Annotated in this window: 19 protein-coding genes; 5 read left to right on the plus strand and 14 right to left on the minus strand. The window is 58.7% G+C overall.

Annotated features, from left to right (window positions below; genetic code table 11):
• From AC1DWG_RS05410 to AC1DWG_RS05430, 5 genes are all read right to left on the minus strand, one after another.
• A partial coding sequence (locus AC1DWG_RS05410; protein WP_477787445.1) for an electron transfer flavoprotein subunit beta/FixA family protein occupies positions 1–410 on the minus strand: 410 nt, incomplete at its 3' end.
• A gap of 37 nt (positions 411–447) precedes the next feature.
• Positions 448–1,650: a CaiB/BaiF CoA transferase family protein gene (locus tag AC1DWG_RS05415; RefSeq protein ID WP_477764413.1), complete on the minus strand. Its 1,203-nt coding sequence runs from the start codon at positions 1,648–1,650 to the stop codon at positions 448–450.
• A gap of 19 nt (positions 1,651–1,669) precedes the next feature.
• The gene (locus AC1DWG_RS05420; protein ID WP_008047692.1) at positions 1,670–2,833 is read right to left on the minus strand and encodes an acyl-CoA dehydrogenase family protein; all 1,164 of its coding nucleotides are present in this window, start codon (positions 2,831–2,833) and stop codon (positions 1,670–1,672) included.
• 66 nt (positions 2,834–2,899) lie between these two features.
• Entirely contained in the window at positions 2,900–3,496 is a 597-nt protein-coding gene (locus tag AC1DWG_RS05425; RefSeq protein ID WP_095191720.1) for a thiamine pyrophosphate-dependent enzyme, read from the minus strand.
• A complete protein-coding gene (locus tag AC1DWG_RS05430) occupies positions 3,484–4,023 on the minus strand; it encodes a thiamine pyrophosphate-binding protein (protein WP_008001340.1) in 540 nt (179 codons plus the stop codon). Before AC1DWG_RS05430 ends, AC1DWG_RS05425 begins: the two co-directional genes overlap by 13 nt.
• A gap of 565 nt (positions 4,024–4,588) precedes the next feature.
• Here AC1DWG_RS05430 and AC1DWG_RS05435 point away from each other — a divergent pair.
• Positions 4,589–5,893, plus strand: coding sequence for a dicarboxylate/amino acid:cation symporter (locus AC1DWG_RS05435; protein WP_477787446.1), 1,305 nt, complete (start codon positions 4,589–4,591; stop codon positions 5,891–5,893).
• Between the two features lie 167 nt (positions 5,894–6,060).
• Here the strand turns inward: AC1DWG_RS05435 and AC1DWG_RS05440 are convergent, their stop codons facing one another.
• The 8 genes from AC1DWG_RS05440 to AC1DWG_RS05475 form a co-directional block, all read right to left on the minus strand.
• Complete coding sequence (locus AC1DWG_RS05440) at positions 6,061–6,723, minus strand: RraA family protein (RefSeq protein WP_477764410.1); 663 nt, start codon at positions 6,721–6,723, stop codon at positions 6,061–6,063.
• Positions 6,724–6,804: 81 nt separating this feature from the next.
• On the minus strand, positions 6,805–8,151 hold the full coding sequence (locus tag AC1DWG_RS05445) for an MFS transporter (RefSeq protein ID WP_477764409.1): 1,347 nt from the start codon (positions 8,149–8,151) through the stop codon (positions 6,805–6,807).
• Between the two features lie 200 nt (positions 8,152–8,351).
• On the minus strand, positions 8,352–9,017 hold the full coding sequence (locus AC1DWG_RS05450; RefSeq protein WP_477787447.1) for an RraA family protein: 666 nt from the start codon (positions 9,015–9,017) through the stop codon (positions 8,352–8,354).
• Positions 9,018–9,137: 120 nt separating this feature from the next.
• Positions 9,138–10,034 carry a LysR family transcriptional regulator gene (locus AC1DWG_RS05455; protein WP_477764407.1) on the minus strand — a complete coding sequence of 299 codons (897 nt, stop codon included), beginning with the start codon at positions 10,032–10,034 and terminating at the stop codon, positions 9,138–9,140.
• Between the two features lie 112 nt (positions 10,035–10,146).
• Positions 10,147–11,361 (minus strand): pyridoxal phosphate-dependent aminotransferase, encoded by a 1,215-nt coding sequence (locus AC1DWG_RS05460; protein WP_477787448.1) that lies wholly within the window; start codon positions 11,359–11,361, stop codon positions 10,147–10,149.
• On the minus strand, positions 11,358–11,996 hold the full coding sequence (locus AC1DWG_RS05465) for an RraA family protein (protein ID WP_477764405.1): 639 nt from the start codon (positions 11,994–11,996) through the stop codon (positions 11,358–11,360). Before AC1DWG_RS05465 ends, AC1DWG_RS05460 begins: the two co-directional genes overlap by 4 nt.
• Complete coding sequence (locus tag AC1DWG_RS05470) at positions 11,996–12,658, minus strand: RraA family protein (protein ID WP_151213648.1); 663 nt, start codon at positions 12,656–12,658, stop codon at positions 11,996–11,998. The genes AC1DWG_RS05465 and AC1DWG_RS05470 overlap by 1 nt, the downstream gene beginning before the upstream one ends.
• Positions 12,658–13,323, minus strand: a complete 666-nt coding sequence (locus tag AC1DWG_RS05475) for an RraA family protein (protein ID WP_477764404.1) — start codon at positions 13,321–13,323, stop codon at positions 12,658–12,660. Before AC1DWG_RS05475 ends, AC1DWG_RS05470 begins: the two co-directional genes overlap by 1 nt.
• Positions 13,324–13,428: 105 nt before the next feature.
• Between AC1DWG_RS05475 and AC1DWG_RS05480 the strand changes: the two genes are divergently transcribed.
• Both AC1DWG_RS05480 and AC1DWG_RS05485 read left to right on the plus strand, forming a co-directional pair.
• Complete coding sequence (locus tag AC1DWG_RS05480) at positions 13,429–14,322, plus strand: LysR family transcriptional regulator (protein ID WP_048381811.1); 894 nt, start codon at positions 13,429–13,431, stop codon at positions 14,320–14,322.
• 106 nt (positions 14,323–14,428) lie between these two features.
• Positions 14,429–15,244: an alpha/beta fold hydrolase gene (locus AC1DWG_RS05485; protein ID WP_477787449.1), complete on the plus strand. Its 816-nt coding sequence runs from the start codon at positions 14,429–14,431 to the stop codon at positions 15,242–15,244.
• Positions 15,245–15,291: 47 nt separating this feature from the next.
• Here the strand turns inward: AC1DWG_RS05485 and AC1DWG_RS05490 are convergent, their stop codons facing one another.
• Entirely contained in the window at positions 15,292–16,668 is a 1,377-nt protein-coding gene (locus AC1DWG_RS05490; protein ID WP_477787450.1) for an MFS family transporter, read from the minus strand.
• Between the two features lie 497 nt (positions 16,669–17,165).
• Between AC1DWG_RS05490 and AC1DWG_RS05495 the strand changes: the two genes are divergently transcribed.
• Together AC1DWG_RS05495 and AC1DWG_RS05500 are read left to right on the plus strand one after the other, a co-directional pair.
• Positions 17,166–18,107, plus strand: coding sequence for a LysR family transcriptional regulator (locus tag AC1DWG_RS05495; RefSeq protein WP_477787451.1), 942 nt, complete (start codon positions 17,166–17,168; stop codon positions 18,105–18,107).
• Between the two features lie 145 nt (positions 18,108–18,252).
• Positions 18,253–19,362 carry an MFS transporter gene (locus AC1DWG_RS05500; RefSeq protein ID WP_477787536.1) on the plus strand — a complete coding sequence of 370 codons (1,110 nt, stop codon included), beginning with the start codon at positions 18,253–18,255 and terminating at the stop codon, positions 19,360–19,362.
• The last annotated feature ends 126 nt before the right edge of the window (positions 19,363–19,488 follow it).

Raw genomic sequence — 19,488 nt, forward strand, 5'->3', positions numbered from 1 at the left:
TAGCCGCTCAATGCAGCGAGCATCTGGCCAGTCTGGTTGTTGTCGCTGTCGATGGCCTGTTTGCCAAGGATCACCAGCTGAGGCTGTTCCTTGTCGACAACAGCTTTCAACAGTTTGGCAACAGCCAGGGAAGTCAGGTCTTCGGCGGACTCGACGAGGATGGCGCGGTCGGCACCCAGAGCCAGCGCGGTGCGCAGTTGCTCTTGAGCGGTGGACGGGCCTACGGAGACGACGACGATTTCAGTCGCAACACCCTTCTCTTTCAGGCGTACGGCTTCTTCCACGGCGATTTCGCAGAACGGGTTCATCGACATCTTCACGTTGGCGAGGTCGACGCCGGAACTGTCCGCCTTGACGCGAACTTTCGCGTTGTAATCGACGACGCGTTTCACAGCTACCAGGATCTTCATGGGGCAGTGTTCACTCGAAAATAGTTGTTCGTTGCAATCAGATGGCCCCGGCGGCACGCATTTCTTCAATGCGCTCCGTCCCCAGCCCCAATTCCTTGAGTAGCTGTTCGGTGTGTTGGCCTAGGCCCGGCACGGCATCCATACGAGGCTCGAACGCACTGTTGCTACCGGGCGGGATCAGGCTTGGAATGGGGCCGGCAGAGGTTTCGACTTCTCGCCAACGGTCACGGGCCTGAAGTTGCGGATGGTCCCAGACACCTTGCATATCGTTCACCCGAGCGTTGGCGATGTGCGCATGGTCCAGGCGATCAATCACCGCATCGAAGTTGAGCGTGGAGAACGATTCAATGATCAGTTCCCGTAGCGCGTTTCGGTTCTCGACACGTTTGAAGTTGGCGGAGAAACGCGGGTCTTTGGCCAGCTCGGGTGCAAGCAGTACCTTCTCGCAAAACAGCTGCCATTCACGCTCGTTCTGCAAACCCAGCATCACGGTGGTGCCGTCACCGACAGGGAAGGGGCCGTAGGGATAAATGGTGGCGTGCGCAGCACCGGCGCGAGGGGGCGGTGGTGCTCCGTCGTAGGCGTAGTACATCGGGTAGTTCATCCACTCGACCAGGCTTTCGAGCATCGAAACATCGAGGTGGCTGCCTTCACCGGTGCGTTCACGCAACAACAGCGCGGACAGGATGCCGGTGAAGGCGTACATGCCGGCCGCGATATCGGCAATTGAACAACCGGCCTTGGCCATTTCTTCCTCGCCCTGGCCGCCGGTGACCGACAGGAAGCCGCCTTCACTCTGGATCAGCAGGTCGTAGGCTTTCTTCTTCTCATAGGGGCCACCGGCGCCATAGCCTGAAATATCGCAGACGATCAGGCGCGGAAATCGCTGATGTAACACCTCAAATGACAGCCCCATTCGCGCGGCCGCACCAGGCGCCAGGTTCTGCACGAGCACATCGGCGGTGGCCAGCAAACTGTCCAGCACCTCAGTGGCCGAATCTTGCTTCAGGTCGAGGGTCAGGCTTTCTTTCGAACGATTGGTCCAGACAAAGTGCGAGGCCAGACCGTTGACGCGTTGGTCGTAGCCCCGGGCGAAATCGCCTGTGCCTGGACGTTCGACCTTGATCACCCGGGCGCCGAGGTCGGCCAGTTGTCGGGTGCAGAAGGGCGCTGCAATAGCGTGCTCAAGGCTGACGACGGTCATGCCATCGAGCGGACGGAGGCCTTTGGGCTGGCTCATGATGTTATCTCTCTTGTTATCAGAAAGAGCGCGGCAGCTCGAGCAGGTGTTCGGCAACGTACGACAGGATCAGGTTGGTGGAGATGGGCGCTACCTGGTACAGCCGGGTTTCACGGAACTTGCGCTCGACGTCGTATTCGCAGGCGAAACCAAAACCGCCGTGGGTTTGCAAGCAGGCGTTGGCCGCTTCCCAGGACGCTTTCGCCGCCAGGTACTTGGCCATGTTGGCGCTGGCCCCGGCATTGATGCCGCTGTCGTATTCCTCGCAGGCACGCCAGCGCATCAGGTCAGCCGCTTCGATTTCGATGTGGGCTTCGGCGATGGGGAACTGCACGCCCTGGTTCTGCCCGATAGGGCGCCCGAACACCACGCGATCGCGGGCATAAGCACTGGCCTTTTCGATAAACCAGCGACCGTCGCCAATGCATTCGGCAGCGATCAGGGTGCGTTCGGCATTCAGGCCGTCGAGGATGTACCTGAAGCCTTTGCCTTCCTCGCCGATCAGACTGTCTGCGGGGATCTCCAGGTTGTCGAAGAACAACTCGTTGGTCTCGTGGTTGACCATGTTGGCGATGGGTTGCACTGTCATGCCATTGCCGATGGCCTCACGCAGGTCGACAAGGAAGATCGACATGCCTTCGGACTTCTTTTTCACCTCGGCCAGCGGCGTGGTGCGTGCCAGCAGGATCATCAGGTCGGAATGCTGGATTCGCGAGATCCACACTTTTTGTCCGTTGATCACGTACTTGTCGCCGCGTTTGATCGCGGTGGTCTTGATCTTGGTGGTGTCGGTGCCGGTGGTGGGCTCGGTCACACCCATCGATTGCAGGCGCAGTTCACCGTTGGCCAGTTTCGGCAGGTAGTAGCTTTTCTGTGCCTCGCTGCCATGACGCAGCAGGGTGAACATGTTGTACATCTGCCCGTGAACGGTGCCGGAGTTGCCGCCACAGCGGTTCACTTCTTCGAGGATGACCGAGGCTTCGGCCAGCCCGAGGCCGGAGCCGCCATATTCGACAGGAATCATCGCGGCCAGCCAGCCGGCGTCGGTCAGGGCTTTGACGAAGGTTTCCGGAAAGCCTTTTTCTTCGTCGATTTTGCGCCAGTAAGCGGCATCGAATTCAGCACACAGGGCGCGCACGCCCTCGCGGATGGCATTGAGTTCTTCAGAGTTGCGGTCAGTCATTATTATTCTCCTCAACGCGTCACGCATGGCATCGGCCCTGCGTGACCGGGTCCGGGTAGGGCGCAATCAGATCGGGTTGAAACCCAGCGCGGCACGAAAGCGATTCTTGATGTAGTGACCATCACGCGGTGGCAGTACACGTGGCGGGTTTTCCGCCTTGATCTTGATCGTTGCGAGCTTGACGCCATCGCGGGTAGCGAAGCGTTCGCGCAGATTGTGTACGCCTTCCATGTCGCGAATTTCGTCGGTCCAGCTGAAACCGCAGGTCTTCGCCACCTGGTCCAGGGAAATACCGAAACCGGCGTGGCTGACTTGCATGCCGGTCTCGCCAAAGTGCCCGTTATCGAGTACGGCGATGGTCAGGTTGGCGGGTTTTTGCAGCGAGACGGTGGCCAGAGCACCGAAGCCCATGAGCAACTCACCGTCACCGGTGATCACCACCACAGACTTGTCCGGCTGAGCGTTGGCCAGGCCGAGGCCGACCGTGATGGCGCTGCCCATGGCGGCCCAGAGGTAGTAATTCAGATCATTGTCACCGGCGGCCATGACGTCATAGGACGCCGAGCCCAGACCTGTCACGACCAGCACATCTTTGCGGTCGGCCAGCAAGGCCTTGACCACTTCGCGGCGGCACAGGGTGTGGTTTGCGCTTACTTGACCCATTTCTTTTCTCCAATCAGGCGCTGGCCGAGCAGCAGGGCAGTGGCGGAATCACCGTTGAACGCCATAGTCGCGGCACCGTGCAGCAGCGGGGCGACATCTGTAGGGACGTCCGCGCGCCAGGTCATGACCTTCATCAGGTTCAAAGAGGCTTCGGTGGCCTGACCCATCGGGTTCTGCCACGCGTTGAATTCGGCCCAATCGCCGCGCATGGTGACCACCATCAACAGCGGGAAACCGGCACACACCTGAAGTGCCAGGGTATTGATGCAGTTACCGACACCGCTCGATTGCATCAAGAGGGCACCCCGTTCACCGCCGAGCCAGGCGCCGGCGAGGTAGCCGATACCTTCTTCTTCGGTGGTGAGGACAACGGCCTTGATGTCCGGGTCGGCATACGACATGCGGATGGCCGCCGAGTGACCTGCGTCCGGTACGAAGACCACGTGTTTGACGTCGTGGGCCTTGAGCACGCGGAATACGTCCTCCTGCCAATCCTGTCCCACGGTTTGTTCAGCTTCTGTTGACATGCCCATCTCCCAAGCAGTGCTGCTTTTGTGTTTTCACCCATTCTGGGAGCGCTGAAGGAGAACGACGACTACCGTTTTTGTCTTTGAGATATGCCCGTTTTGTATAGCTGGGCGGTGAATGCGTGGCGCAGCAGTGAGCGGCGATAACCACGAATTATGGGAAAGGGAAAACCGAGAAATTGCCGTTGGAGAAAACGCGGACTTTGAGCGCGCCGCCATCGCATTTGGGCATATCTGGTAGAGCGCGATCGGCTCTTATTGGGGGAGCAGCACTAGCGTAGTTTCCGGCTACGTCGGTACAGCGCGTAACCGACGCAACCACAACTATAAGATCCGAGGGTTGCACCTATGTATGACAGCCTCCTGCAGTTGGCTTGCCCCGTCCTGTCCTCTGTCCATGATCTGTTCCACCCGCATCCATCCTCGGCCTGCCGATACAGGCACTTTGCACTTGCCTTTTTCATTCCGTAGCACTCCGGTTGCACTCCAGCTTTTCATCGCCATTGCGTGATCAAGCGGACGTTTGCCCACGCTACTTTCCAGAAAATTCGAAAACAGGTGCGTTATGAAAAACAGGCTACCGGCTGCGGCAGGCATACTGATCGCCATGCTGCTGGGGATCCTTATCGGCTACATGATTTTCCTCAACTTCCCGGACAAAGCGGCGGCGACCCGAGTCGCCGGTTACATCTCGATCATCTCCGACATTTTTCTACGCCTGATCAAAATGCTCATCGGCCCCTTGGTGTTTTCGACGCTGGTGGTGGGCATCGCTCACATGGGCGACGCAAGCGCCGTGGGTCGGGTCTTTTGCAAGGCGTTGGGCTGGTTCGTCACCGCGTCTTTGATTTCGCTGTCGGTGGGGTTGGTCATGGCCAACCTGCTGCAACCCGGGCACAACCTGGGCTTGCCATTGCCAGAGGTGACCAGTGCGACCAACCTGCAAACGTCGGTGTTCACCCTCAAGGATTTCGCCACGCATTTGGTGCCCAGGTCTTTCGCCGAGGCCATGGCCACGAACGAAATTCTGCAGATCGTGGTGTTCTCGCTGTTTTTCGGTGTGGCGTTGGCTTCTCTGGGCAAGAAGGCCCAGGGGCTGATCAATGTCATCGAGGAGCTGTCCCAGGCGATGCTGAAAGTCACGGGTTATGTGATGAAGCTCGCGCCGCTGGCGGTGATGGCGGCCATGGCCGCGACCGTGGCGGTCAACGGGCTCTACATTCTGGTGAAATTCGCGGTCTTCATGCGCGACTTCTATTTCGGGTTGATCGTGCTCTGGGCGATGCTGGTCTTTGCCGGTTGGATGTTCCTGGGGCGGCGCGTATTCAAACTGGTGGTGCTGATCAGGGAGGCTTTCCTCCTGTCTTTCGCCACGGCCAGTTCCGAGTCGGCTTACCCGAAGATTCTTCATGCGCTGGATCGTTTCGGGGTCAGGCGCAGGATCTCCAGTTTCGTCATGCCCATGGGGTATTCCTTCAACCTCGACGGCTCGATGATGTACTGCACGTTTGCCGTGCTGTTCATCGCTCAGGCCTATGGCATCGAGATGTCGATCGGCACGCAGATCACTATGTTGTTGACGTTGATGCTGACCTCCAAAGGCATGGCCGGCGTGCCACGCGCCTCGCTGGTAGTGATTGCCGCGACGCTGACCCAGTTCGATATTCCCGAAGCCGGTTTGCTGCTGATTCTGGGGATCGACACCTTCCTCGACATGGGCCGCTCGGCGACCAACGCGGTGGGCAACTCCATCGCCACGGCGGTCGTGGCCAAATGGGAGGGGGAGTTGGTGAGTGAGGACGAAGCAGACCGTCATGCTGCTGGGCAGCCTATCCAGAATGACAGCGGAGAAAAACCGCTGACGGTGTGACCTGTTATCGGTGTGTCTTCAAGATCAAAGGGGGAGCATTCACAGACGTGGCTGCTCGCCCTTTGTCGTTCGCCAAGACTCTGGACGCACAAGCAAAAAAAGCCCTCACATTGCGCTGTCGTGGGCAGGCAGTGAGGGCAAAAAGGGAAGGGGTTGTCAGGCGAGGGTCAGGACTTGCGTTGCAGGGTGTGGTAACCCAGCGCTGTCCTGGCTTCCTTGAGGGATTTGCCTTCAGCGATCAAGGCACGAATACGCGATTCCACCTCTTCGATTGAGCGGGCACAGGCCGCCACCTCATGGGCTCGATCCCGGGGCACGATCACCACGCCGTTGGCATCGGCGACCACGATGTCTCTGGCGCACACGCGGGCCTGGCCGATAGACACCGGCTGATTGACGGATTCCACTTCGACCCGATCCTTCCCGGTGCGCATGAAGCGGCCTTTGCTGAACAGTGGGTAGCCTTCACCGAGTGCCTTGCTGACGTCCCGGCAGACACCGTCGATAACGGTCGCCGCGATCCGTTTGCTCCCGGCATATTGGGTCATGATGTCGCCCCAGACGGTGCAGTCGGTGCGCCCGTCATTGTCGATAACCACCACGTCGCCTTCTGCCACATCATCGATGAAATCTCCGACCGTTCCCGGCGGGCAACTGGCGGTGACGTAGCTCACGGTGTAGGCCGGCCCGACCACCACTTGCCGATAATTGTCCAGGGGCATGACGCCCAGGCACTGGCCAGGCAGACCCAGTTTATCCAGGGCATCGGACACGCCAGGCGTATCCAGGCCTTCAAACAGGGCAACCAATTCTTTGTCTTGGGGGGACATGTGTAACACCTCGCAGTGATGACAGAATCGTTCAGACAGAAGCCGCTCAAACGAGCGGCCCGGTTTTATTCGGAATGCGCTTCAACCAGGGGTGCTCAATCTCGCCCGTGGCTCGGAAATGGTTAGCAAGAGGATGAAACTCATGAACGATCCGATCGCCAGCCAGGCAAACACATAGTTCCAGCCATAGTTATCCAGCAGCAGCCCGGTAATGAACGGCGTCGCCGCCGCGCCCAGTTGACCGACCATGTTCACGACGGCGTTGGAGATGGGGAACGTTTTTTTTGTGGTCAGCCCCATCGGGTAAACCATGTAGGAAGAGAAACCCAGGCTGAGAACGGCACCAGTCAACAACAGCAGCAAGCCGTAGGGAATCGGTTCGGCAGGCGAGTTGATCAGCAGGTACATCATCAGCGACGTACCCAGCGCAGATAGCAGCATGCCGGGTTTGCGCCGCCCACCCATCAGCCGATCCGAGCAGAAACCACCCAGCAGGTTGCCGAGTACGGCGCCCACCCATGGCGCAGCCGACACCAGCCCCATGTTCATGATCGAGAACTGTTTTACGGTCATCAGGTAGGTTGGAATCCAGGCCAGCAGTACGCTCGATACGCCCAGTTGGAAGCAATAACTGGTGGCGCAGCCCCAAATGTTCCAGGACTTGAACACCTGCCGGTTGGTTTCCAGGGGCGTTTCATGGCGGGCACGTATGACTCGGTCGAGTTTGCTCACCCAAGCAGGAGTCTGCTGGGGACGGGTTTGTTGAGTCGCTTCAGTGCTGCCGGTTTCTTCGATGATGTAGCTGAGCTCGGCTGCGTTGACGAACCGGCTTCGGGAGGGGTGGTCGGTGACCATGAAATACCAGACGACTGCCAGTGCGATGCCGGGCACGGCAAAGAAGTAGAAGATCTCTCGCCAGCCCCATACCGAAATGATCACGGCACACAGTGGCGGCACAATCACCGGCCCGAACTTGACGGCGGACAGAAAGATCCCTGACGCGGTGCCTTTTTCCCGCGCAGGAAACCAGTTGTTGATGGTCGTGGTCATGCTGATCGGCAGTGGACCTTCAGCGACGCCAAGGCCAAGGCGATACAGTTTGAGGGCCAGCAATGAACTGGCTGTACCCACTAGCCCCGTCAGCATTGATGTCAGCACCATGGCGCCGGGCAGGATCCGGCTGACGCCGAAACGGCCGAAGGCAAAGCCGGAAGGAATCTGTACCAAGGCATAGGCCAGTAGAAACAGGCTCATTAAGCCGCCGGCCTCGGCATTGCTCATTTCAAACTCTTTACGAATAAACGGTAGCGCGACGCCCAGGTTGGCCCGGTCGGCGGCTGCGATGGTGTAAATCAGAAAAATCAGGGCCGCGACCACCCAGCGGTAATTGCTGCGCACGGCGGGTTTTATGACTTCAGGCATAGACATGGGGCGGACCTTATTTTTCTGTTGGTGTTGTCCGGCCAAAGTAATGATTGTGAATCTGCAAAAAAAGCGACAAATACTCCTCTCAACAGATCACTTTTATTGATGAAAAGGTTTGAGACGCAGGCATAAAAAAACCGGGCTGGAGGCCCGGTTGGATGGTGTTGAGAGGTCCCTGCAGCAAGGCGATTACGCAGTGTTTTTCAGTTCGCCAGGCCAGCCTTTTCCAGCACCTTGTCCAGCCATGACTGATCGATGGCGCCAGTGGCGATTTCGGCTTTGACCTGCTGTTCGTGCGCGTCATGCTCGCGCGCCTTGACCAACACCTGCTCGGCATGGTCGGGCGAAAAGGCAACCAGCCCATCCTCGTCACCGACAATGATGTCGCCCGGATTGATGATCATCCCGCCGATTGACACCGGGACGTTGATTTCCCCTGGGCCGCTTTTGTAGGGGCCGCAATGCACCACGCTGCGGGCATAGCACGGTGTGGCTTCAAAACTGGCGACATCGCGGACGGCGCCGTCGACGACGAAGCCGACACAGCCGCGTTGCTGGGCATAGAGCTTGATCAGCTCACCGATGACCGCGTTGGCCGCGTCACCCTGGGCGTCGATCACCAACACATGCCCCGGTTCGATCAGCGTCAGGGCCTTGTAGATGTAGAGGTTGTCACCGGGGCGAGTCTTCACCGTCAGGGCGGTGCCCACCAGTTTGCCGGTGTGGTTATAGCGCGTCAGCCCCCGGGCACCGATGTGACGCCCGAGGTTGTCGCTGATATGCGGCGTGACGACGCTCTGAAAAGCGTCCAGCAGCGAGCGTGGCGCCTGGGGTGGAGAAGGGTAGATACGTGAACCGGGCAATGACATAGCGACCTCCATGAACGACTGAACCCTTGTGGGCTATGCGTTCATAGTAAGAAAGGTCGCTCGGCACTATTAGCGATATTTATCTATGTAAAAGCATCGCTTTTTTTCTTGTTTCAAGAGCTAAATCACCATGCGGCTGAAATCACAGCAATCTGCCGCCAGACGTGCAACTTCGACACTGAGGCCCTGAAGACGATCGGAGCGGTGCACGGCGATGTAGTGGATGGGAGGCAGCGCAGGCTCGGTTTCGATGACCAGCAGCCGGCCCTGGTCCACCAATGGCGAGAGACACTGGCGAGGCAGGTAGCTGATGCCGACACCGGACAGGGTCAGGCCCAACTGGGCGATCAGGTAGTTGCTTTTGATCGTACGGTGGACCCGGACGTCATTCTGGGCAAACCAGCGCTCATAGATCAACCCGGTGCCGGAGCCGCCGCCCTGAGTCAGGACGGTGTACGAGGAAATAGCCTGCATGTTCATGATCTCGTTACCCTGATGCAGCGAAGGTGCACACATCCAGGCGTTCTCCACTGAACTCAGCGGCGTGCTGACGAAACGCGCGTCGGCAAAGATGTCGGGAACGATGATCAGGTCGAGCTGATCGTTCTCCAGTTTGGCCACCAGTTCGGTGCTGAGCTCGACCGAGGGTTCCAGTGCCACTTTGGGATAAGCACTGCGAATACCCTCGACCAGCGCCGGTAGCCAAGTCATGGCGGTCAGCTCGGTGACGCCGATGCGAAAGCGCCTGACCAGCACTTCCTTGGAGCTTATGCGTTCAAGCAGGTAATCGCGCTGGTGCAGAATCTCCGTGGCCTGCTCAAATAGCTCCGTGCCTTTTTCCGTCAGGCGCGCACTGCGTTTGGAACGATCAAAGATCGGCATGTCGAAGGCATCTTCCAGCTCCTGAATACGCTTGGAGATGGCTGACTGGGACATGTTCAGTTTCATGGCTGCGGATTCGAAGCTACCCAGTTCCACAATCCAGTAGATGGCTTCCAGTTGCTTGAACGTGATCATGGTTCAGGCTCGATTGAAAAAAAGTGATCGATTGTTTACCAGAAGCATCGAGTTAACGCAGCTGATAAACAGCAAAACCCGGCCATGGCCGGGTTGGTTTTTCAGCGGCGGATTAACGCAGGCTGGTACAGAACGAGCGGATGGACTCGCAGGCCTTGCGCAATGAAGCGTCATCCAAGGCGTAGGCAATGCGAATGTAGGGGCCGAGGCCAAAAGCGCTGCCATGCACCACCGCCACATTCGCTTCGTCGAGCAGTGCATGGGCGACATCTTCGTCAGTGTGCAGCACTCGACCGCCCGCCGAGGTACGACCGATCAGCCCCGCACAGGAAGCGAACGCGTAAAACGCCCCCGCTGGGCTGACGCATTCAAGACCTGGTGTGGCGTTCAAAAGCTCCACCATCAAATCGCGACGCCCCTGGAACGCGGCGCGGCTTTCGTGGATGAAATCCTTGGGGCCCTCCAGTGCGGCAAGTGCCGCCTGTTGCGAGATCGAGCTTGCGCCGGAAGTCTGCTGCCCTTGCAGTTTTTCCATGGCCTCCAGCAGCCAGCTTGGCCCCGTGGCAAAACCGATGCGCCAGCCCGTCATGGCATAGGCTTTCGAGACACCGTTCATGGTCAGGGTTCGTGGCGCCAGTCGTGGTTCAACCTGGGCCAGGGTGTGGAACGTTTGATCGTCAAAGATCAGGTGTTCGTAGATGTCATCGGCCAGAATAAACACATGAGGATGTGCCAACAACACCTGCGCCAAGGCGTGAAGCTCATCCCGGCTGTACACCGCCCCCGTCGGGTTGGACGGCGAGTTGAGGATCAGCCAGCGGGTCTGAGGCGTAATCGCCGCGGCCAGCGCCACGGGCGTCAGCTTGAAACCGGTATCGGCATCGCAGGTGACTATTCTGGTTTCACCTGCGCACAGTTGCACCATCTCCGGGTAACTGACCCAGTACGGCGCCGGCACGATGACTTCGTCACCCTCATTGAGGGTCGCGGCCAAGGCGTTGTAGATCACCTGCTTGCCACCGTTGCAGACAAGGGTGTCTTGCCAGGTAACGTCCAGGCCGTTCTCACGGCGGAACTTGGCGGCCACCGCTTCTCGCAGTGAACGTACACCGGCGACCTGGGTGTAGCGGGTGTGGCCATGCTCGATGGCGTGAATTGCGGCCTCCCGTACGTGTTTGGGCGTATCGAAATCAGGCTCGCCGGCGCATAGCGAAATGATCTGCGCACCTTGCGCCCGACGTTCTGCCACCCGATCCATGATGCGATAGGTCGCTGATGGCCGCGCGCTGGCCAGGCGTTGGTTCAGCCGTTGGATATCAGCGCTCATGCCCGGGTTCTCCACTCTGTGAGGTTCATCAGTTCCAGTGTCGTGCGGCCGTCAGAGAGCGCTTTCATCATCTGCGCCTCCTTACTCGCCCTTGCTTCACCTTCGGTCAGTGTGCGTGCCGCATCCGCCTTGGGAATGATGATCACTCCGTCATCGTCGGCCACCACAAGATCGCCCGGTGCCACCTGTGCACCATTGAAATTGAACGCTTGGCCCACGGAGGGCGCACTGGCCTTGACCGTGCCTTTCACCGAAATGCCGCGGGCAAAAACCGGGAACTGGCGTTTCTTCAGGGCGGCGATATCACGTACGCCGCCATCAATGATCAGGCCGACGACGCCAGCCGCTTCGGCCGCCACAGTGAGCACCTCGCCCCAGTAACCGGCGATGAAACTCCCGGTGCCCACGACCAGCACGCTGCCACGGGGCACACGTTCCATCGCCAGGTGCAAGGCTAGGTTGTCACCCGGCGAACATTCCAGCGGATAGGCGGGGGCGGCGATGAAGGCGCCATCCCAGATCGGGCGGATCGCACTGTCGACGGCGCAGGGCAGATGGGATGCCTCATACAGTGTCGAGCTGCCCAGCACTTTTGCCCGTGCGTGAAAATCCAGGGGGAGGGGGAGCGTGGTCATCAGACTTTCCTCTGCAGGCTGTGGTAACCCAGTGCGTCGCGGGCTTCTTTAAGGGTTTTGCCTTGAGTGATCAGGGCGCGGATATTGGCCTCGACGGATTCGATCTGGCGGGCAACAGCCGCGACTTCACGGGCGCGGGCTCGTGGGACGATCACCACGCCATTGGCGTCAGCGACCACGATGTCGCGGGCACAGACCCGGGCCGAACCGATGGACACCGGCTGGTTGACCGACTGAACCTGCACTCGGTCTTTACCGGTGCGCATGAAGCGGCCCTTGCTGAAGATCGGGTAACCGTCGCCCAGCGCTTTGTTGACATCACGACACACGCCGTCGATGACCGTGGCAGCGATCTGCCGAGTACCGGCGTACTGGGTCATGATGTCACCCCATACGGTGCAGTCGGTGCGGCCGCCGTTGTCGATGACCACCACGTCGCCCGGTGCCACGTCTTCGATGAAATCACCCACAGTGCCTGGAGGAACGCTGGCCGAGACGTACTGCACAGTGAAGGCAGGTCCGACGACGACCTTGCTGTAATTGTCCAGTGGCGCCACGCCGAGGCATTGGCCGGGCAGCCCGAGTTTGTCCATTGCATCGGACACGCCTGGGGTGTCCAGGCCTTCAAACAAGGCGACCAGCGTTTTGTCTTCAAGATTCATCAGGCGTGCTCCACGCGGATCGCTTCGAACTGGGTGTCATGCATCACCTCGGCCACCGAGCGACCGTTGCGAACGGCTTCCACCATGCCGTCCTGCCGGCGGGCGATCCGCTCGCCGAGGTCGAGTACCTTCTCGATTTCAGCCTGGGGAATAAACACCGTCCCGCAGGTATCGGCGATCAGATAGTCATCTTCACTGACGTCGACACCGGCCACGGTGATTGTTACGCCCGCATCAATCTGCACCACCCGATTGCGCGCGCTGATCATGGTCACACCGCGGCCGTAAACCGGGTAGCCAATCGCTTCGCTGCCGTCGATGTCGCGACTGAAACCGTCGATCACCGTGCCGCGAACGTGCTTGCCGGCTGCGGCGTTGGCAAGGATGTCGCCCCAGCAGGAAATACCTTCGATTCCGCCGGCGATCACCAGTACGCGATCGTTGCTGGCAATCTGTTCAACCACCGGGGTAATCAGGTGCACCGTGGGTGCGCTGTCGAATTTTGGGGCGAGCATGACCGTACTGGCGCGGCCGACGATTTTCGGGCAGTTCCACAGCGGGCGCAGCCCCACGGTGGCACCCGGCAAGCCGAGGAAATCGAGCGCATCGGACACCGTGTTGGTGTCCAACGCTGCCAAGCGATCCAGCAAACTCTTGTTAGTCATGGGAGAGCCCCTGTGGTGACGGAGGCGCCCAGTGTCAACGAGGCAGTTTGATAGGTATATTACTAATCACAGAAGCATTAGATACGTTAAACCTATGGAATGATCATGATCAATTTCCGCCTGATTCGTCACCTCTGGTTATTCCTGGCCGTGGCCGAAGAACAGAATTTCGGCCGCGCCGCCAAGCGCCTGGGAATGTCCCAGCCCCCCCTGAGCGAACAGATCCAGGTGCTGGAGCAGGCTCTCAAGGTCAAGCTGTTCGACCGTTCGCGACGCGGGGCGAAACTGACCCCCGTCGGCGCAGCGATCCTGCCGGCAGTGCGCAAATTCGCCGAACAACTGGAGCGCCTGGAACTGGCGGTGGAAGAGGCGGTGGCTGGGCAGTCAGGGATGTTGACCATCGGCGCGATTTCCACGGCCATGTTTGATGTATTGCCAGGCTTGATCGAGCAACTGAAGAGCGATTACCCGCATCTCACTGTCTCTGTGCGGGAGATCGACAGTGTCGAAGCGGTTCCTGCGCTGGAAGCCGGCGACATCGATCTGGCTTTCGCCCGCCTGGACGGCGACCTCGGGGCCTCGATCAAATCGTTGCCGCTGACCGAGGATCGGCTGGTCGTAGCCTTGCCCATTGATCATCCACTGGCTTCGCGCAAGCGGATCAGCCTGTCCAGTTTGTCCAACGAGTCGTTGGTGATGTTTTCCCGCAAGGTCAGCCCGGTCTACTTCGACAACCTGATCGCGACCTGCCGGGCCAGCGGATTTTCCCCTCGGGTGCTGCATGAAGTGCGCTCTGTGGCTTCGCAAATTGCGTTTGTCAGCTATGGACAAGGCATTGCCCTGGTCCCTGCCTCACTGAAAAAACTCGCGCCCGATAATGTGGTGTTACGACCGCTGAGCAAACCACTGAATGTCGTGACGACCGCCGTGGCCTGGAATACGGACAGGGCCAATCCGCTGGTGGAAGAGTTGGTTGCCCGGTTTCGAACCCAGTCCTGATAGGTTTGACGTATCAAAGCGTTCCCCAATCAGTCATTTACAGTTGGCGCGATACCCTTGAAATTGTGCGCCATGCGGCAATCTATTCGTTCAAGGAGTCATCCACGTGTTCTCGCAAGAACCCTTCATTCAAACGAAGCTCCCTCTAACGGTGGAGGGTGTCGAACTGAACATCGCCGCCATTCACCGCGCTGGAACCCTGGCGCCCATCGTGTTCCTGCATGGTTTTGGCTCGACCAAGGAAGACTATGCCGACATCGTGCAGCAAGCCGCATTCGCCGGACATCCTTTCGTCGCCTACGATGCGCCGGGTTGCGGGGAAAGCCAGTGCAGTGACCTTTCCAAAATCACCATTGAATTTCTGATGAGGACGGCACTGCAGGTGCTCGAGCATTTTGGCATTGAGCGCTTTCATTTGGTCGGCCACTCCATGGGTGGACTGACCGCATTGATGCTCGCTCATCAATACCCGAACAGGGTGCTCAGCTTCGTCGATATCGAGGGCAATATCGCCCCGGAAGACTGCTTCCTCAGTCGTCAGGTGGTCGACTATCCGGCCGCCGATGGCGAAACATTTTTTGCCGCCTTCATCGAACGCACCCGACGTGCACCAGCCTATACCAGTGCGCTCTATGCGGCGAGCTTGAAGCACAAGGTGCGTGCCGGTGCGGTACGAGGGATATTCCAGTCGATGGTCAATCTCTCCGATAACGCCGACCTAATGGGCAAGTTTCTCGGATTGAAATGCCCGCGCATGTTCATGTACGGCGATCAGAACGCGTCACTGTCCTATCTGCCGCATATTCAGGCCGAAGGTGTGCGGTTGGCGCAAATTCCTGAGTGCGGGCACTTCCCGATGTACTCCAACCCGATTGCAATGTGGCAGCAAATTGCCGATTTTCAGAAAAGTACTGCGCAATGATGCCAAAAGGGCCCAACGGGCCCTTCCTAATCGTGCCGCTGTAATGGTCAGACTCTGGCAGCGCTCGGTTTTGAACAACCCTTGAGCCCCGTACGCTCCTCGATCTCACCGGAGCCGCTGATGTACCCGTAGCGAGACAAATTTGGCATCAACATCGCGGCGATGAAGGTGATGGTCACTACTGCTGCGACATAGAAGAAAAAATACTCCTCGATACCCTGTGATCGGAGCGACAAGGCCACGTACTCTGCCGTGCCGCCGAATGCCGCATTGCCGACGGCATACGGAAAGCCCACGCCCAGCGCACGCACTGCCGGCGGGAACAATTCGGCTTTGACGATCCCGGCAACCGGGGTGTAGAGCGACGCAATGGCCAAGCCGCCAAACACCAGCAGGAATGCCGTAAACGGGTTACTGACCGACTGTAGTGAGTAGAGCAGGGGAATCACCAGCACCATGGCCAACCCGGAAAACATCAGCATGTGCGTCTTGATCCCGATACGGTCGGCGAGCAGGCCAAACAGCGGCTGGCAGAGCATGAAGCCGACCAGGGCCGCCGTCATGATGAAGCTGACCGTTTCCGGGCTGAAACCGGCGGAGATCACCAGGAACTTCTGCATATAGGTGGTGAAGGTATAAAAATACAGCGAACCGCCGATGGTGAACGCCACCACCAGGGCAACCGCGCGTTTGTGTTTGAACATGCCGCGCAGAGAGCCGGCATCTTTGCGGTTCATGTCTTTCTTGTTGGCGGTTTCATGCATGGCGCGGCGCAGATACACCACCACGATCGAGCTCAGCGCGCCGATGAAGAACGGAATCCTCCAACCCCACTCGCGCAACTCTTCTCCGGTCAGGGTTTGTTGGAGAATGACTACGGTCATCAAGGCCAGCAGCTGACCGGCAATGATGGTGAAGTACTGAAACGAGCCATAGAAACAGCGACGGCCCGGTGTCGCGATTTCGCTGATGTAGGTGGCGCCGGTGCCGTATTCCGCACCGACGGACAGGCCCTGAATCAGCCTGGCAACCACGAGCAGAATCGGTGCCGCGACCCCTATGGTTGCGTAGGTGGGCATGACGGCGATCAGCAGCGAGCCGGCGCACATCATGAACACTGAGATAATCATCGAAACCTTGCGGCCGCGAGTGTCAGCGATCCAGCCGAATATCCAGCCACCGAGCGGGCGCATGAAAAAACCGACGGCGAAGACGCCCGCAGTCGCCAGTAGCTGGCTGGTGGTGTCGCCCTTGGGGAAAAACGAAGCGGCAAAATAGATGGCGGTGTAGGCGTAAATGAAAAAATCGTACCACTCCACCAGATTGCCCGAGCAGGCACCCATGATGGCTTTGACGCGGTTCGGCGCTTTCATCGGCGCAGCTTCGGTCGCGTGGTTTTCGGCGTCTGTGATTGATGCGGACATGCTGTTCACCCTTTCTTCAAGGCGAGGCGATACGAGGAACACACTGATGCGTGTCCGACGTGACTGACTCGATGGGTTGTTGGGTTTAACGAAGAGGCGCGAACCCGCTCACGGTCGGGTTTCTTGAAGAACAGGGGGAGGGAGGATGCACGAGTGTGGCGAGCGGTATGTGGACCGGGGGAGTCGGACAGATCAGGTAAGACGAAGCAATGAACATCATGGCGCGAGCCCTCGAATCTTATTCTTGTAGTGAGTCGAACGCTCTTTGGCGCCGACGTTGATTGCACGCTACCGCAGAGTCAGGAGGGTAATAAGCCGTCAGGCTGGCCTAACTGATATACCTAAATTCTATAGCTTGGCGTGCAGCCCCAGCGGGCCGGGGGATACAGCCGGCCCGGAAGTTGCCAGGCCTCGCGACACGTGGTTTGCGGGGCGCTCCAAGGTTCGAAAATGCGATTACACTCACAGCACTTTCGACGCATATCGCGCCGAGCCCGATGCTGACTGGCCTGGTAATGGATGTCGTTCAACTCAAGACCCTGATTCATGTGGCCGAGCTAGGCAGTCTCAGCAAGGCCTCCGACCGACTTCACATCGCGCAACCGGCACTTAGCCGGCAAATACGATTGTTGGAAAAAGAGCTCGGTACCTACCTGTTTGATCGACATGGGCGAGGAATGGAGATTACCGATGCCGGCCGTGAAGTGCTGGCACATGCCACCCGAATCATGGAAGAAATGGAGTCCATTCGAAGTTCTGTTGTGGGCGGAAAGACCTCTTTTCGGGGAACGGTCGTCATCGGTACGACGCCGACGGTGGCGGAAATTGTCACCGTTCCGTTGGTACGCAAGATCAAAGAGGCGCACCCGAATCTCGCCGTCAGGTTTTCCTCGGCCTTCAGCGGCTATCTGCTGGATTGGGTTCAGCGTGGCGAATTGGAACTGGCGATTTCTTACGATCCCCAACCCCTGCATACGCTGCGTATCGTGCCGGTGATGATGGAGAATTTGCTGCTGGTCGGCCCCGCCAGCGCCAACCTACGGCTTGATACGCCGGTGTCGTTCGAGTCTTTGGCTGAGCAGCAATTGGTATTGCCAAGCGCTCGACACAGCCTTCGCGTGATTCTGGATGATTGTGCGCGTGAAGTCGGGATCAAGCTCAAGACCAGCGTTGAAGCCGACTCCTTCGGTGCGATGATCGACCTGGTCCGCAATGGCTTCGGTTTGACGGCTTTGCCTTTGGCATCGATTTACGCGCAAATCGAATCTGGCGTGCTCAGTGCCGCACCCTTGGTCGACCCCATTCCCATGCGCAAACTCGTCCAGGTTTTTCCTGCTGACAGACGGGTCAGTCCGGCTGCCAAGTTCGTCGGGGATGCCTTCATCGAAATTGCTGCCGACCTGGTCAATCGTAAGATTTGGGCTGGGCACATGCTTTGAGCCAACGGATTCGTTGGCTAGATGAATCGTTCGTTTAAACGTAATTGCTCAGCTACTCACTCTATCCGCCTTTCTCACCACTGATGACATTGTCTTGAATCAACAAACGCGACTGCCTGGCGTATTCGGCATTTTTATTTTGGGGATGCTGCAAGTTCTGGTCTGGGGAGGTTCGTTCTTCCTGATGGCCGTCATGGCCGATCCGATCATGAAAGAGACCGGCTGGGCCAGCCAATGGGTATATGGCGCGCTGTCTCTGAGCATTCTGGTTTCCGCGATGCTGGCGCCATTGACCAGTCGGCTGATCGCCCGCTACGGCGGTCGCCCCATCCTGGCCAGTAGCGGCCTGGGTGTCGCCATCGGATTATTTCTGATGGCCAGCTCGACCTCGTTGCCGATGTTTCTTTTGTCTTGGGCAGTGATTGGCGTCGGCATGGCGCTGGGGCTGTATGAAGCCCTGTTCGCAGCTTTAGGTTCTCTATACGGGGAGCGGGCGGGCACTGTGATTACCGGGGTCACGCTTATTTCAGGGTTCGCCACAACGCTGTCATGGCCCGCGGTGGCGCTGGTCATCGAGCACGTTGGCTGGCGCACGACGTGCGTGGCGTATGGGGTGTTATTGGTCATTGCCGTGGCACCGCTTTATCTCTGGGTGCTGGCGCGTGGCGTGGGGCCACTCGCCAAAAGCCATGCAACGGGTGATGAAAACCTCTCAATCGACCTGCGGATCTACCTGTTGCTCACGCTGATTTTTGCGTTAGGCGCAGTGATCATGACGGCGATGTCGGTCCAGCTGATTTCATTGTTGCAGGGGCAGGGTTACTCGCTTGCAGCCGCCATCGGACTGAGCGCGTTGCTGGGGCCGAGCCAGGTAGGATCACGTGTTCTACAAGTTTTTTCGCGTAAGCGACACCCGATCTGGACGACGTTGATCTCCGTGGTATTCGTGGCAATCGGTCTGCTGTTTGTGACCATCGCACCGGCAATGACTGCGCTGGGGCTGGTGATCTATGGCGCGGGTAATGGTTTGCGGGCGATCGTTCGAGGACTGCTGCCATTGGCCCTCATGTCGCCCGCCCATTATGTTTTGCTGATGGGGCGCATGGCTCGGCCTTCGCTCATAGGACAAGCCTTGACCCCCCTAGCAGGCGGTTACTTATTGCAGACCTGGGGCGCTGGCGGTGTGCTTGCGGGCCTGAGTGCGCTAGCCGTATTGAACGTGCTCTTGGTCTTGCTGCTCATTCGACTGATATGAAAGGAACAGCGCTGACCCGGTGACAGAGTCAGCCATGCACGGCCGAAGGCCCCGACACTGTGGCCGCGTTTATCGGCGAGCCGCTGATGGGCACCGGCGGCATCATCGTTCCACCGGCCGGTTACA

The sequence above is a fragment of the Pseudomonas sp. P4_B3 genome (assembly GCF_056402295.1).